This window comes from Microbulbifer sp. YPW16 (assembly GCF_021290385.1).
Taxonomy (GTDB): Bacteria; Pseudomonadota; Gammaproteobacteria; order Pseudomonadales; family Cellvibrionaceae; genus Microbulbifer; species Microbulbifer zhoushanensis.
Genome location: NZ_CP089928.1, coordinates 2,575,267 through 2,589,022 on the forward strand (window position 1 = coordinate 2,575,267; position 13,756 = coordinate 2,589,022).

The 13,756-nt window shown below is 65.0% G+C and carries 14 protein-coding genes; 11 read left to right on the plus strand and 3 right to left on the minus strand.

Going from position 1 to position 13,756, the window contains the following annotated elements; all coding sequences use genetic code 11:
* The first annotated feature begins 141 nt into the window (after nucleotides 1-141).
* Nucleotides 142-1,104: a metal ABC transporter solute-binding protein, Zn/Mn family gene (locus LVE68_RS11100; RefSeq protein WP_232940421.1), complete on the plus strand. Its 963-nt coding sequence runs from the start codon at nucleotides 142-144 to the stop codon at nucleotides 1,102-1,104.
* A gap of 10 nt (nucleotides 1,105-1,114) precedes the next feature.
* On the opposite strand, the gene LVE68_RS11105 is transcribed toward LVE68_RS11100, so the two are convergent.
* Entirely contained in the window at nucleotides 1,115-1,522 is a 408-nt protein-coding gene (locus tag LVE68_RS11105) for a hypothetical protein (RefSeq protein ID WP_232940422.1), read from the minus strand.
* 214 nt (nucleotides 1,523-1,736) lie between these two features.
* Between LVE68_RS11105 and polA the strand changes: the two genes are divergently transcribed.
* Both polA and LVE68_RS11115 read left to right on the plus strand, forming a co-directional pair.
* Nucleotides 1,737-4,478 (plus strand): DNA polymerase I, encoded by a 2,742-nt coding sequence (polA, locus tag LVE68_RS11110; protein ID WP_232940423.1) that lies wholly within the window; start codon nucleotides 1,737-1,739, stop codon nucleotides 4,476-4,478.
* A 63-nt stretch (nucleotides 4,479-4,541) separates the two neighbouring features.
* On the plus strand, nucleotides 4,542-4,772 hold the full coding sequence (locus LVE68_RS11115) for a hypothetical protein (RefSeq protein WP_232940424.1): 231 nt from the start codon (nucleotides 4,542-4,544) through the stop codon (nucleotides 4,770-4,772).
* Between the two features lie 176 nt (nucleotides 4,773-4,948).
* Here the strand turns inward: LVE68_RS11115 and LVE68_RS11120 are convergent, their stop codons facing one another.
* Nucleotides 4,949-5,998: a hypothetical protein gene (locus tag LVE68_RS11120; protein ID WP_232940425.1), complete on the minus strand. Its 1,050-nt coding sequence runs from the start codon at nucleotides 5,996-5,998 to the stop codon at nucleotides 4,949-4,951.
* A gap of 65 nt (nucleotides 5,999-6,063) precedes the next feature.
* Here LVE68_RS11120 and LVE68_RS11125 point away from each other — a divergent pair, with 65 nt between their 5' ends.
* From LVE68_RS11125 to LVE68_RS11150, 6 genes are all read left to right on the plus strand, one after another.
* Nucleotides 6,064-6,741 (plus strand): phosphoribosyltransferase, encoded by a 678-nt coding sequence (locus LVE68_RS11125; RefSeq protein WP_232940426.1) that lies wholly within the window; start codon nucleotides 6,064-6,066, stop codon nucleotides 6,739-6,741.
* Nucleotides 6,738-7,406 (plus strand): dienelactone hydrolase family protein, encoded by a 669-nt coding sequence (locus LVE68_RS11130; protein ID WP_232940427.1) that lies wholly within the window; start codon nucleotides 6,738-6,740, stop codon nucleotides 7,404-7,406. The genes LVE68_RS11125 and LVE68_RS11130 overlap by 4 nt, the downstream gene beginning before the upstream one ends.
* Nucleotides 7,393-8,370 carry a ribose-phosphate diphosphokinase gene (locus LVE68_RS11135; RefSeq protein WP_232940429.1) on the plus strand — a complete coding sequence of 326 codons (978 nt, stop codon included), beginning with the start codon at nucleotides 7,393-7,395 and terminating at the stop codon, nucleotides 8,368-8,370. The genes LVE68_RS11130 and LVE68_RS11135 overlap by 14 nt, the downstream gene beginning before the upstream one ends.
* 1 nt (nucleotide 8,371) lies before the next feature.
* Nucleotides 8,372-10,225 carry an adenosylcobalamin-dependent ribonucleoside-diphosphate reductase gene (locus LVE68_RS11140; protein WP_232940430.1) on the plus strand — a complete coding sequence of 618 codons (1,854 nt, stop codon included), beginning with the start codon at nucleotides 8,372-8,374 and terminating at the stop codon, nucleotides 10,223-10,225.
* Nucleotides 10,226-10,797: 572 nt separating this feature from the next.
* Complete coding sequence (locus LVE68_RS11145) at nucleotides 10,798-11,208, plus strand: hypothetical protein (RefSeq protein WP_232940432.1); 411 nt, start codon at nucleotides 10,798-10,800, stop codon at nucleotides 11,206-11,208.
* Nucleotides 11,192-11,386 (plus strand): hypothetical protein, encoded by a 195-nt coding sequence (locus LVE68_RS11150; RefSeq protein WP_232940433.1) that lies wholly within the window; start codon nucleotides 11,192-11,194, stop codon nucleotides 11,384-11,386. The genes LVE68_RS11145 and LVE68_RS11150 overlap by 17 nt, the downstream gene beginning before the upstream one ends.
* Here LVE68_RS11150 and yihA read toward each other — a convergent pair.
* Nucleotides 11,383-12,030, minus strand: a complete 648-nt coding sequence (yihA, locus tag LVE68_RS11155; RefSeq protein WP_232940434.1) for a ribosome biogenesis GTP-binding protein YihA/YsxC — start codon at nucleotides 12,028-12,030, stop codon at nucleotides 11,383-11,385. The two genes, LVE68_RS11150 and yihA, sit on opposite strands and share 4 nt — an antisense overlap.
* A 145-nt stretch (nucleotides 12,031-12,175) precedes the next feature.
* Here yihA and LVE68_RS11160 point away from each other — a divergent pair, with 145 nt between their 5' ends.
* The gene (locus LVE68_RS11160; RefSeq protein WP_232940435.1) at nucleotides 12,176-12,832 is read left to right on the plus strand and encodes a c-type cytochrome; all 657 of its coding nucleotides are present in this window, start codon (nucleotides 12,176-12,178) and stop codon (nucleotides 12,830-12,832) included.
* Between the two features lie 155 nt (nucleotides 12,833-12,987).
* Nucleotides 12,988-13,674, plus strand: a complete 687-nt coding sequence (locus LVE68_RS11165) for a thiol:disulfide interchange protein DsbA/DsbL (protein WP_232940436.1) — start codon at nucleotides 12,988-12,990, stop codon at nucleotides 13,672-13,674.
* Nucleotides 13,675-13,756: the final 82 nt, after the last annotated feature.

Consider the following 13,756-nt stretch of genomic DNA (forward strand, 5'->3'; position numbering starts at 1 on the left):
TGATGAGAGGGTCAGTTTGGCTCAGGGTGAAGTCTCCGCGACCGCGTGGGGATGCCAGGGGCTCTGTCGGCGCCGATGCTGTGTGTCGGCCCGGCAGGCGTTTGAAAGTGGCGCGCCCGGACTGGCGGGCTGGCGCCGGCTGTGATTATATCGCAGTTTACGCCCGACCCGATGGCCCGCGAATCCCGGATCCTGATGAATTTCCCGCAGTACCCAGTAAAGTATCTCCTGCTGTTCCCCCTGTTCCTGATGCTCGCCGCCTGTGCCCGGGAAGCGTCGGAACCGGCGCCGGACAATAAGGCGCTGGTCGTCAGTGTGCGCCCACTGGCGCTGATCGTGCGGGAAGTTGCGGAGCCAGATACGCCGGTGCAGGTACTCGCGGCAAACGGCGACCCCCATCACTATGCTCCCGGGGTATCCGACCGGGCTGCGCTGGAATCGGCGCGGTTGGTGATCTGGCTGGGGCCGCAGGTGGAAAGCGCCCTGGCGCGGCAGCTGTCACTGTTGCCGCAGGGACGCCAGCTGCAATTGCTGGAGCAGGACGGGTACGAATTCGGCGGGGCCTCGGCGGAGGATTTTCACCTGTGGCTGCGCCCTCGCAATGCCGCCGTGATGGCCGCCCATATTGCCGCGCGCCTGGCAGAGATGGATCCCCGGCGGGCCGACGCATACCGGCAGCGGGCACGGGACTTTTCCCGCCGCATGGCAAACCTGCAGAAAGTGCTAGACCGGGCCCTGTGGGCATACCGGGATGTGCCCATTGTGGTTACCCACGATGCCTACGGGCATTTTTTCGGTCCCGCCGGTGTCGAGACGCAGGCTCTGGCCGATTCGGCCCATGGCGGGCATGGGGCCCGGGCAATGCTGGAGTTGCGTGACGGACTGGGGGAGTCGGCCGACGGCAGCGGCTGCCTGTTTGGTGAGGTGCCGGAAAATGCCCGCGACCGGCAGACGGCGGAGAACCTTGGCCTCCGCTACGCGACGCTCGACCCGCTGGGGACACAGTTGCCGGCCGGTGCTGATTACGAGAGCCTGGTGCAGGCGTGGCTGGCCCAGGCTCGCAGTTGCCTGGCCGAGGTGCCCGATCGCAGCGACCGCGGTTGATCCCGCCCGCTCAGGAAGCCTCCTCCCCCGGTTCGTCCGCCTGGAGAGCCTCGCGTTCCCTCTGTAGCCTTTCCTGTTGTTGCTGGCGGGCCGCCTCTTGCTGCTCGGATTCACCGCGCTGTTGCACCTGCAGTTGCTGCAGGCGCTGACGGAATGATTCCATCTGTTGCCGATGTCGCACGAGCAGCGAGCCCAGTTGCTCACGCTTGCCCTGGTGTTCCAGTGCCCGTTCCTGAGCCTCGCGCTGGCGCGCTGCCTCCCTCTCTGCCCCGGTAACATCCAGTTCGTCGGTCACTTCCAGGTACTCCATCGGCCCGGGCTTCTGCGCCGGCCGCCCCACCGAGTCAGCGGATACGGCCCCGGTCGCCAGTACAGCGGCCAGGAACACACTGGAAATAAACTCTCGCCTCATGGTCATATCCCTCTCTCGAGCATCTCGCCGATAGCGGCAGGCCGGCGGCAGAATGGGCACTGCCGTTCAACTAAAGCCTAGAAGCCCGGGAGAAAACTGGCGGTGACACTGCGATGACCGCCACGGATGCGGCGCCGGGGCGAGCGAAAAAAAACGATCGCGGTTATCCTGTCGCGCAATCCCAGACATCCACGATGAAATTCCAGCTTTCCGGATACTTATGAGTAACAACAAGCCCAGTGCCGCTCCCCTGATCCTGGTGGACGGTTCTTCCTACCTCTACCGCGCCTTCCACGCGCTGCCGCCGCTCGTGACCAGTGAAGGGCAGCCCACCGGGGCCGTGCGCGGTGTGATCAGCATGCTGCGCCGCCACCTGAAGGAACATCCGGACAGCACGGTTGCAGTTGTATTCGATGCCAAGGGCAAGACCTTTCGCGACGAACTGTTCGCCGACTACAAGTCCCACCGGCCGCCCATGCCCGACGACCTGCGGGAGCAGATCCAGCCCATCCACGACATCATCGACGCCATGGGTCTGCCGCGGCTGGTAATCGACGGGGTCGAGGCCGATGACGTGATCGGCACGCTCGCCCTGCAGGCGCAGGAACAGGGCCAGGAAGTGATCATCTCCACCGGCGACAAGGACATGGCCCAGCTGGTGCGCCCGGGTATCACCCTGGTGAACACCATGAGCAACACGGAAATGGATACCGACGGTGTGCGCGAGAAGTTCGGTGTCGGGCCCGAGCTGATCATCGATTTTCTCGCCCTGATGGGCGACAAGTCCGACAATATCCCCGGAGTTCCCGGCGTGGGCCAGAAAACCGCCCTGGCCCTGCTGCAGAACCTGGGCAGCCTGGAGGACATCTACGCCGACCTGGATGCCATCGCGCCCCTGGGTTTTCGCGGCAGCAAGACCCTGGGCAAGAAAATGGCCGAGCACCGCGAGGCGGCCGATCTCTCTTACCAGCTGGCCACCATCAAGACCGATGTGGACATGCCTTATAAGCCCGCCGACCTCCACCACGGTGAACCGGATAAGGCGAAACTGGCGGAGCTGTTCAGCGCACTCGAATTCCGCAGCTGGCTGGAGGAGCTGAGCGGTGATGACGAGGCCCAGGCAGCGATGGCCGAGGCCATCGAGCGGGATTACCGCGTAGTTACCGAGCGCGGCGAGTTCGACGCCTGGCTGGAAAAGCTGAAAGCCGCCGAAATTTTCGCCTTTGATACCGAGACCACCAGCCTCAATTACATGCAGGCGAAGCTGGTGGGGGTGTCCTTTGCCGTGGAACCCGGGGAGGCGGCCTATGTGCCGCTGGCCCATGACTATATGGGGGCGCCGGAACAGCTGCCCTACGACGAGGTGATGGCCGCCCTCAAGCCGCTGCTGGAGGATCCGGAGCAGAAGAAAGTGGGCCAGAACCTGAAATACGACAGCCATATCCTCGCCAACTGCGGCATCGAGCTGCGCGGCATCGCCCGCGACACCATGCTCGAGTCCTATGTGCTGGACAGCACCGCCAGCCGCCACGACATGGACAGCCTGGCGCAGAAATACCTGGGTGAGCAGACCGTCCACTACGAGGATATTGCCGGCAAGGGTGCCAAGCAGCTCACCTTCAACCAGATCGAGCTGGAGCAGGCCGGCCCCTATGCCGCCGAGGATGCGGACATCACCCTGCGCCTGCACCGCGAGCTGGGCGGGCGCCTGGCGGAAATCCCGCCGCTGGAGAAGGTGCTGGACGAGATCGAGATGCCGCTGTTGCCGGTACTGGTGCATATGGAGCGCAATGGTGCCTACATCGACGCCGAGATGCTGGCAAAGCAGGGCGCCGAGCTGGAAAAGAAAATGCGCGACACCGAGCAGCAGGCATTCGAGGTGGCTGGCGAGGAGTTCAACCTGGGTTCCACCAAGCAGCTGGGCGCTATCCTGTTTGAGAAGCTGGAGATCCCGGTAATCAAGAAAACCCCCAAGGGGGCACCCTCCACCGCCGAGCCGGTGCTGCAGGAGCTGGCCCACAGCCACGAACTGCCGGCACTGATCATGCAGTACCGCGGCCTGGCCAAGCTCAAGAACACCTACACCGACAAGCTGCCGCAGATGATCGACCCGGGCACCGGCCGGGTGCACACCTCCTACCACCAGGCTGTGGCCGCCACCGGGCGCCTGTCGTCCAGCGATCCCAACCTGCAGAACATCCCCATCCGCAGCGAGGAAGGGCGCCGCATCCGCAAGGCGTTTGTGGCTGACCCGCGCATCGACGGCGGCAGCGTGATCATTGCTGCCGACTACTCACAGATCGAGCTGCGCATCATGGCCCACCTGTCCGGCGACGAGGGCCTGGTAAAGGCTTTTGCCAATGGTGAGGACATTCACCGCGCCACCGCCGCGGAGGTGTTCGAGGTGAGCCCGGAAGAGGTGGACGACGAGCAGCGCCGCCGCGCCAAGGCGATCAACTTCGGCCTGATTTACGGTATGTCGGCCTTCGGCCTGGCGCGCCAGCTGGGGATTCCGCGGGGCGATGCGCAGACCTATATCGATCGCTATTTCGAGCGCTACCCGGGGGTACTCGCCTACATGGAGAACACCCGCAAGCATGCCGCCGAGAAGGGCTACGTGGAGACCCTGTTCGGCCGCCGCCTGTACCTGCCGGAGATCAACTCCCGCAATGGCGCGCGCCGCCAGGCCGCCGAGCGCACCGCGATCAATGCGCCCATGCAGGGGACTGCGGCGGATATCATCAAGCGCGCCATGGTAGAGGTGGATGCCTGGCTGGGACGGGAAAAAATGGCCAGCCGCCTGATCATGCAGGTACACGATGAGCTGATCCTCGAGGTGCCGGCGGCGGAGGTGGAGCAAGTACGGGACAACCTGACCCGGCTGATGCAGGATGCCGCCGAGCTGGATGTGCCGCTGATCGTCGATGTGGGGCAGGGCGCCAGCTGGGAAGAGGCCCACTGAGCCGGGCAGTATGGCCATGAGAACGACATGACCGGGGAGACAGGGCAAGTGAAGGGAATTGCGGTGAAAGATTGGCTGCTCCGGTTCGCGCGGATGTTCGCCATCGTGCTGGCAGTACTACTGCCGGTGGAACTGTTCAAGGGGGCGACACTGGCCGGCGCCCTCCGCTACGGCCTGTTCTGGGCCGGGGCCAGCAGCCTGGTTTATTGCCTGGTGCTGGCCTACCGGCTGCGGCGCGAGCGCGCCTACGTGGAGGAGGTGACGCGGGCGGCATCACAGGAGCGGCAAGACTGAGGGAAAGCGGCGCCAATGATTAACACTTTTTAACCTGCCTGCGGGAACCGTCGCAAAAATGGCGGCTCTAAACAGGCAAGATCGTTGGAATGCGTCATCCCCCCCAAGGAAGTCAGATGTTGCTCGCCCCGGTGCTCCCCCAGCCCGGGGATTTTTTTTGCCTGCGGGAAAAGTGATCAGGCGGCATGGGCCCCGGCGCGCCGGCCGTAGTGGCGCGCTGCGTCCAGGTAGCGGCTGGTCTTGTCGCGCCATTTCTGTGGCTCGGCCACCACACCATCCTGCAGGTGCGCCGCCGCCAGTTGTGCCCTGACCAGCGCCCGGTAAGCCTTGTAAAAGTATTCCAGCAGGGCCGGGGCGGGGTCGGCGCAGGCACGCCGATAGCTGGCGAGGATACCGTCCCCCAGGTCCCGCCGGCCCAGCAGTTCGCACTCCAGTGCCAGGTAGCCCAGTTCGTCCAGGGGGTCGATGCTGCGCAGGTCGCGATTGAACTCCAGGCAGTCGATAATCTGTGGCGGCTCGGTCAGGAAGCAGTGTTCGGGCCGCAGGTCACCGTGGCCCTCGACGATGCGGCCGTCCACCGCCCGCTGCGCCAGCAGTGGGGCCTCGCGCCGGGTGAAAGTGACGAGGAAGTCGGCCAGCGCGTGAATACCGGCCGCCGGCAGCCCCAGTTCCGGCGCCAGCAGGGCCGTCCGTCGCAGCTCCACATGCTCACGCAGGTCGGTGACGTAGGCCACCGGGTCCACCGCCAATGGCGGCGCGGACCGGTAAAAATCGCACAGGCGCCGCACCAGTGGCGCCAGTTCCTCCCCCGTGACTTCCCGGCCCCGCGCCGCCAGGTTCTGCGCCTCCGACAGGCGCCGCATTTTCACCAGCCATTCCACCACCTCGCCGTGGCCGCCACTATCGGCCAGTTGCAATTGGCCATCAGGCCGCTGGCACAGCGGCACCACCGCCAGATAGACCCCGGTGGTCAGGCGCCGGTTGAGCCGCAGCTCCTCCCGGCAGTCGGCCTCGCGCAGGGCCAGGGTGCTGAAGTCCAGGAACGCCGTCTGTACCGGCTTTTTCATCTTGTAGGCATGGCGATCGGTCAGGAACACCCGCGCCATATGGGTTTCCACCAGTTCCACCGCTGTCGTGTCCCCGGCATAGCTGCCCGGCGCCAGCAGGAAGCGGGTCTTGGTATCCAGGTCAGGGGGTGCCGGTTTGGGATCGCGCTGGTCACTCATATTCAGATTGCCGGGAGGGTCTGTTTGCTAGTCTAGTTTTATCGGCATTACCTGCGGAGATCCCAGTGGTAACCCCCTTCAAGGACCGTGTAGCGGCAGGCCGTGAGCTGGCCGCCAGCCTGCGGGATTACGTCGATCAGCGGCGCCGCTCGGGCCGCGATGACATCATCATCCTCGCGCTGCCCCGAGGCGGCGTACCGGTGGGCCTGGAGCTGGCGCGCGCCCTGCATGCACCGCTGGACCTGATGCTGGTGCGCAAGCTGGGCGTGCCCGGTCACGAGGAACTGGCGATGGGCGCCATCACCGCGCAGGCGCGGGTCCTGAACCAGGATGTGATTCTCGGGGCCGGCATCACCGATGAAATGCTCGAGCGCGAGACGGAAGCCGAGCGGCGCGAGCTGGAGCGCCGGGCACAGCGTTATCGTGGCGACCGGCCCTGGCCGGAACTGCGGGATCACTGCGTGATCCTGGTGGACGACGGGATCGCCACGGGGGCCACCATGGAGGCGGCGGCCCGTGCGGTGCGCGCCCAGCACCCGGCCGAGATCGTGCTGGCGGTGCCGGTGGCGCCGACGGATGCACCGCGGCGCTTCGAACCGCTGGTGGACCGCTTCGAGTGCCTGGCGATGCCGGCGGCCTTCTGGGCCATCGGCGCCTGGTACGAGGACTTCTCCCAGCTCTCCGACGACCAGGTGATCGACATGATGCGCGAGGCGGACCGCCTCCGGGAAAGCGGGCAATGAGCGGTGGCGATGTACTGATCGATGCGGCGGGAGCGCGGCTGGAGGGCATCCTGCAACTGCCGGAGGATCCCTGCGGCCTGGTCCTGTTTGCCCACGGCAGCGGTAGCAGCCGCTTCAGCCCCCGCAACCAGATGGTGGCCGGCCAGCTCAACCGCGCCGGCATCGGCACGCTGCTGTTTGACCTGCTCACGGCAGAGGAGCACCGCGAGGACGAGATTACCCGCGAGTACCGCTTTGATATCGCCCTGCTGTCCGATCGCCTGATCGCGGCGCTCGACTGGGCGCACGGTATGGAAGAGACCCGCGACCTGAAGCTGGGCCTGTTCGGTTCCAGCACCGGCGCGGCGGCGGCCCTGATTGCCGCCGCCGAGCGCCCGGCACTGGCGGCGGCGGTGGTCTCCCGCGGCGGCCGGCCGGACCTGGCCGGTGAGATGCTGCCGCTGGTACGCGCACCCACTCTGCTGATCATCGGCGGGGAGGACGATGTGGTCATCGAACTCAACCGCGAGGCGGCGGCCCGCATGAGCAATGACCCGGCGATGGAAATCGTCCCCGGTGCCACCCACCTGTTCGAGGAGCCGGGCACACTCGAGGCAGTGATCCAGCTGGCGATTGACTGGTTCCGGCGCCACCTGGCGGGCACGGGCGGCCATGGGCCGGATTAAGCTGTTCAGCCTTGAGGCCGGCGCCGACCTGGCGCAGCGGGTCGCGGGCTTGCTGGGCGAGCCGCTGGCGGCCCACGAGGAGCGCGACTTTACCGACGGCGAGCACAAGCTGCGCCCGCTTGACGATGTGGAGGCGGCGGACGTCTACCTGCTGCAGTCGCTCTACACCGACCGGCCCGGGGGCACCGGCGGCAGCGTGGATGACAAACTGGTGCGCCTGCTGTTTTTCCTCGCTGCGCTCAGGGATGCTGGCGCCGCCCGCGTCACTGCGGTGATCCCCTACCTCTGCTACGCACGCAAGGACCGCCGCACCAAGCTCCACGACCCCCTGTCGAGCCGCTACCTGGCCAGCCTGCTGGAGGCCATGGGCTGTGACTGCGTGGTGACCGTGGATGTCCACAATCTGGCCGCATTTGAGAACGCCTTCCGCTGCCGGACCCTGCACCTCCCGGCACGGCCGTTGTTTGTCGACTTCGCTGCCCGGCTGCTGGCGGGGGAATCCCGCCAGCTGGTGGTGGTGTCACCGGATGTGGGTGGGGTGAAGCGGGCCGAGGCGTTTCGCGCGGACCTGGCGCAGCGGCTGGGGCGGGACGTGGGGCAGGCGTTTGTGGAGAAATATCGCAGCGGCGGCGAGCTCAGTGGCGGCACCCTGGTGGGGCGGGTCGAGGATTGCTGCGCGCTGGTCATTGACGACCTGATCGCCGGGGGTGGCACCACCGGGCGCGCGGCGGCGGCACTGGATCGTGCCGGCGCCGCGCGAATCCTCGCCCTGGCCAGCCATGGGCAGTTTGCCGGCGACGCCCTCGAGCAGCTGGGGCGGGCGCCACTGGAACTGGTTGCGGTAACCGATACCCTCCCGCAGCTTGATGCTGACCGCCTGCACGTGATCGAGTGCGCGCCGCTGCTGGCAGAAGCGATCCGGCGGCTCCACGAGGGCGGGCCGGCAACCGAGCTGGGCCTCTGACATGCCTGCCGGTGATGCAACGGGCCGGGACCCGTTCACGGCCGATATTTCCCGTTTTGTCTGGCAAACCAAATACCGGCAGCAGGCTCGCGGCCGGCCTGTGGATAACTCTATCGAGGATACCTGGCGCCGGGTGGCCGGTGCACTGGCCAGTGTCGAGCCCGGCGGCCAGCACCGCTGGGCGGCACGCTTCTACCGCAACCTGGAGGGCTTCCGCTTCTTGCCCGGCGGTCGCATTCTCGCGGGCGCCGGCACTGCCCGCGACGTCACCCTGTTCAACTGCTTTGTGATGGGGTCCATCGAGGACTCCATCGAGGCCATCTTCGAGCGGCTCAAGGAATCTGCCCTGACCATGCAGCAGGGCGGCGGGATCGGCTGCGACTTCTCCACCCTGCGGCCCGCGGGAACTATTGCCCGGCATACCGGCACCATTGCCTCGGGACCGGTTTCCTTTATGCGTATCTGGGACAGTATGTGCGCGACCCTGCTTTCCACCGGCAGCCGCCGGGGCGCAATGATGGCCACCCTGCGCTGCGACCACCCGGATATCGAGCAGTTCGTGGACGCCAAGCGCGATCCACGGGAATTGCGGCACTTCAATGTATCGGTGCTGGCCAGCGATGAATTCATGCAGGCGGTGGAGAACGACAGCGACTGGCCACTGGTATTCCCCCGGGCACAGCTGGATGACGGCGCGGGCGAGACGGTCATGCGCCAGTGGAGCGGCACCGCCGGCCCGGTTCCTTGCCGGGTCCTCAGGTCCGTGAACGCACGAGGGCTGTGGCAACGGATCATGCGCGCCACCTACGACTGTGCCGAGCCGGGGGTATTGTTCGTCGACAGGATCAATGGCGACAACAACCTGTATTACCGCGAACAGATCAACGCCACCAACCCCTGTGGGGAAATTCCGTTACCGGCTTTCGGCGCCTGCGACCTGGGCTCGGTAAACCTGCTGGCGTTCGTGCAGAACCCCCTGACACCCAATGCCCAACTGGACTGGCAGGGCATTGCCGATTGCGCAACCGTGGGGGTGCGGATGCTGGATAACGTAATAGACCTCTCCCGCTACCCGCTGCCGGCGCTGGAGCAGCAGGCCAGGGGCAGCCGGCGTATCGGCCTGGGTATTACCGGGCTGGCCGATGCCCTGATCGCGCTGGGCCTGCACTACGACAGCGATGACGCCCGCGAACTGGCGGGAAGGGTGATGTGCCTGTTGCGGGACAGCGCCTACAGGGCCTCGGTGGCCCTGGCGGAGGATAAGGGCCAGTTCCCGTTTTTCGATGCCGCAGCCTATAGCCGGGCCAAGTTTGTGCGCGGGTTGCCTGTGGGACTGCAGGAAGAGATTGGTGAGCGTTATATCCGCAACAGCCACCTGCTGGCGATTGCACCGACGGGAACAATCAGCCTGCTGGCCAACGGCGTCTCCAGCGGGGTGGAGCCGGTGTTCGATTTCCGCCACCGGCGCAAGGTACTGACGGCGAGCGGCGATTACCGCGAATTTGAGATCTGTGACCCGGTCTACCGCCTGTGGCTCGACCGCCATGGTGGGCACGGGGAGTCGGCTGCGCTGCCGCCGGAGTTTGTTCCTGCCCACAAGCTCTCGCCGGCCGCCCACCTGGCGATGGAGGCGGTGCTGCAGCCTTATGTGGACAACGCCATTTCCAAGACGGTGAATGTCCCGGCCAGCTATCCCTTTGCCCGGTTCGAATCCCTCTACCGGGAGGCGTTCCGGCTGGGGCTGAAGGGCTGCACCACCTACCGCCCCAACGAAATTACCGGCGGCGTCCTGAGCACAACTACTGGCGACGGCGGCGGACCCCATTGCTGCAGCATCGAGCGGGAAGGTGAGTAGTCGGAAAGGTAAAATTTCTCTGTTTTAAGGGAACCTACAGCAGTCAGGTGCGTCTCAAGAGACAGTATTGTTCCCACCCCGTGAGGTTGAACAATCTTCCCTATGCCCCGATACCTCCCCCAAGGTCGGGGCTTTTTTTCACCGGCAGTATGCATTTGCCCGCACAGAGGCACCGGAGGAGAACGATTTCCCGGTATTCAGGGAACAGGGAAACAGGATATGCAGGGGGCGCAGCGGATTGTGCTGGCACCAATATGGTGTGGGAAATCCGTTGTTGCGAGCTTACCGTACCTATAGAGGTCAGTGAGTAGCTGACGGCGTCGAGACCCCCAAGCGACGCCGGGTGAGAACCCATAGGCGTACCCGTCCCCCTGGGTGCGTCTAGTAAGATGCCCATCCCCAAGGGCATCGACCCCTGGCCGGCAGTCCCCATCTGCCGGCTTTTTTTTGCCTGCCGAACCGGTTTTCCCCACAGGCCTCTTCAGTTTAGCGGATTCTCCGCCACTGCATTGCAAATGATAATTATTATCGTTAACGTTGGGCGTGGTTTTTTGCGAATACAGGGAGGCTCCGTGAAGTATCGTTTTCTATGTGCCGGCCACCGCGCCTGGCTGATGTCGGATTGCCAGCGCGCCGAAAGGTCCATGCTGGGTTGGCTGGAGGAGGGGCAGGGACTGCTGGCCCAGGGAAGCCCGGAGCGGGCTTTGGCGTATTTTGGCTGTGCGTTCGAGCTGGCTGGTTTCCTGCTGCGCGGGGAGCGGCACGGGAGCGTGCGGCACTTCAGTGAATGTGCCCGTTGCCTGCTGGCCGCCGGCTGGCAGCTGGGCGAGCGGGAACTCTGCGGCTGGGTTACCACTGTTACCCGCATGCGGCTGTTGCGGGGCCTTCCCACAGGAGGTGGCAGCCAGGCAGCAGTATCAGGGAGGGACACTGCCGCCAGTGGCGGCGACAGCGGGGGAACGCCAGATGGACTCCTGCACTAGCCCCGCGGACGCGCCGGGATTCCTGGAACTCCAGGTACGTGAAAAGACCCTGCTGGAGCTGCTGGCCGGGCGCCGGCTGGTAGCGGAAGACCTGCGGGCCCAGACGCCGGGCGCCCGTCGCCAGTTGCGCCGCCTGCTGCTGCAATCGCTGCGCCGCGGACCCGCCGGCAATCCCTAGGCGCCTGCCGGCGGGACCTCTTCTTCCAGTGCCAGCCACTCGGCGAGCTTGCGCTCGAGCTTGTCCAGCCCGGTCTTCTTGGTGCTGGAAAAGATCTGTACCGACACCCCGGTATCCAGGCCCTGTTCCCGCAGGGCCTTCTCCACGGCAAAACGGGTGTTGTTGGCCGGCCCGTTCTTCAGTTTGTCGGCCTTGGTGAGCAGGATGTGGGCTGGCAGGCCGCCGCTTACCGCCCAGGTGAGCATCTGCTGGTCGAACTCTTTCAGCGGCTGGCGGATATCCATCAGCAATACCAGCCCGCGCAGGCACTCCCGGTGCTCGAGGTAAAACGCCAGGTGCCGCTGCCACTCGTCTTTCATCGAGCGGGCGACTTTGGCATAGCCATAACCCGGCAGGTCCACCAGGCGCTGCTGGTCACTGATGCGGAAGAAGTTGATCAGCTGGGTGCGGCCGGGGGTCTTGGAGGTGCGGGCCAGCTTTTTGTTGCCGGTCAGGGCATTGATGGCGCTGGACTTGCCGGCATTGGAGCGCCCGGCAAAGGCGACCTCGGCACCACTGTCCTCGGGACACTCGTCGAGGGTCGGGGCGCTGGTTAAAAATTGAACGTTGCGAAAGTTGATTCGCTCGGGATTGCTGTCAGACATGATTGATCTACCAGATTCGGTACACTCGCTTGGCGCGCAAGTATATAATGCCGCGGTTTACGCGTCGCAGGATTGACTGGGGGCGGCGCGGGGTTCGGTGAAAGCCGGGCCAAATGGCATATTTCAGCGCGCAATGGGACGACGTATGAACAGCATTGTAAAGAACTCCGCCCTGGCCCTGGGGCTTATTCTCGCCGCACCGTTCGTCGCGGCCGAAGGTGACCCGGCCGCGGGCAAGACCAAGGCCGCGCAGTGCGCCGCCTGCCACGGCCCCGACGGCAACAGCCCGGCGTCGGCTTTTCCCAAGATCGCCGGCCTGGGAGAGAAGTACATCCTCAAGCAGCTGATGGACGTGAAGAGCGGTGAGCGCGAGATTCCGCAGATGATCGGCCAGCTGGACAACTTCGACCAGCAGGACCTCGAGGACCTGGCGGCCTACTTCGCCTCCCAGCAGATGCAGCTGTCCGGCGCCGAGCCGGTCTCCGTGATGCTGAACAATGGTGAGAATGTCGACGGCCTGATGCTGGGACGCAAGATTTTCCGCGCCGGCAACCCGCAGACTGGTGTGCCGGCCTGCATGGGCTGTCACTCCCCCACCGGCCAGGGCAACGCGCCGGCGGGATACCCGCGACTGTCCGGTCAGTGGTCTGACTATATCGAGACCCAGCTCAAGGCCTTCCGTTCCGGCGAGCGCGCCAACGATGGCGAGACCCGGGTCATGCGCTCCGTGGCGAGCCAGCTGTCCGATGCCGAGATCACGGCGGTGGCCCACTACCTGGCGGGCCTGACCGACGGCAACTGATCTGTCGCAACAATCATCCAAAAAGGCCGGGTTTATCCCGGCCTTTTTGCGTTTGGTCCCGTGGATCTTGCACCGGCGCGCCGGAACTTCAATAATCGGGGCTGATCAAAGTTTTACCACCGGCGCTTGCCGGGAGAATAATGATGGAGAACGCCATGCGAGCAGTTGCCGCCCCCTTTACCCTGATCCTGACACTGTTGCTCAGCCTGTCGGCTTGTGCCCAGGACAACGGCCAGTTCAAGGCCGGCCAGCACTACCAGGTACTGCCCCAGGCGGTGCCGCAGAGCGATGAAGACAAGATCCAGGTGACCGAGCTGTTCTGGTATGGCTGCGGCCACTGCTACCACTTCGAGCCGATCCTCAACAAGTGGAAGTCGGACATGCCGGCAGACGTGGCGCTGGACAAGATCCCGGCCATCTGGCAACCGGTGATGGAGGTGCATGCGCGCCTGTACTATGTGGCTGACGCCATGGGTGTGCTGGACAAGATGCACCAGCCGATTTTCAATGCCATCAACAACCAGCGCCAGATGTTCGCCAACCGCGATGGCCGCGAGTGGAATCCCGACATGGACGCCATCGAGGAGCTGTTCAATGAGCACGGCGCCGACGGTGCCAAGGCGGTCAAGCTGATGAACTCCTTCGCCATCAACAGCAAGGTCAAGCAGGGCATGGCCAACCAGCGGGCCTACCAGCTGAGCGGCACCCCGGAAGTTGTGGTCGCGGGCAAGTACCGCATCAGCTCCTCCCTGCCGGGTTTCAAGGGCAAGAGCAATGGCCAGCAGCTGATGCTGGAAGTAGCGGATTACCTGATCGAGAAAGAGCGCGCCAATCGCGGCTGATCGAAGACAATCGCTGAAAAACCCCGCCAAGTGCGGGGTTTTTTTTATGGGTTCCCCCCCGTCCACTCCCTGTCGCCTCCCG

Coding starts and splice junctions, on each gene's coding strand:
- LVE68_RS11105 (WP_232940422.1), bottom strand. CDS start 1,522: ATGACCATGAGGCGAGAGTTTATTTCCAGTGTGTTCCTGGCCGCTGTA.
- polA (WP_232940423.1), top strand. CDS start 1,737: ATGAGTAACAACAAGCCCAGTGCCGCTCCCCTGATCCTGGTGGACGGT.
- LVE68_RS11120 (WP_232940425.1), bottom strand. CDS start 5,998: ATGAGTGACCAGCGCGATCCCAAACCGGCACCCCCTGACCTGGATACC.
- LVE68_RS11130 (WP_232940427.1), top strand. CDS start 6,738: ATGAGCGGTGGCGATGTACTGATCGATGCGGCGGGAGCGCGGCTGGAG.
- LVE68_RS11135 (WP_232940429.1), top strand. CDS start 7,393: ATGGGCCGGATTAAGCTGTTCAGCCTTGAGGCCGGCGCCGACCTGGCG.
- LVE68_RS11140 (WP_232940430.1), top strand. CDS start 8,372: ATGCCTGCCGGTGATGCAACGGGCCGGGACCCGTTCACGGCCGATATT.
- LVE68_RS11150 (WP_232940433.1), top strand. CDS start 11,192: ATGGACTCCTGCACTAGCCCCGCGGACGCGCCGGGATTCCTGGAACTC.
- yihA (WP_232940434.1), bottom strand. CDS start 12,030: ATGTCTGACAGCAATCCCGAGCGAATCAACTTTCGCAACGTTCAATTT.
- LVE68_RS11160 (WP_232940435.1), top strand. CDS start 12,176: ATGAACAGCATTGTAAAGAACTCCGCCCTGGCCCTGGGGCTTATTCTC.
- LVE68_RS11165 (WP_232940436.1), top strand. CDS start 12,988: ATGCGAGCAGTTGCCGCCCCCTTTACCCTGATCCTGACACTGTTGCTC.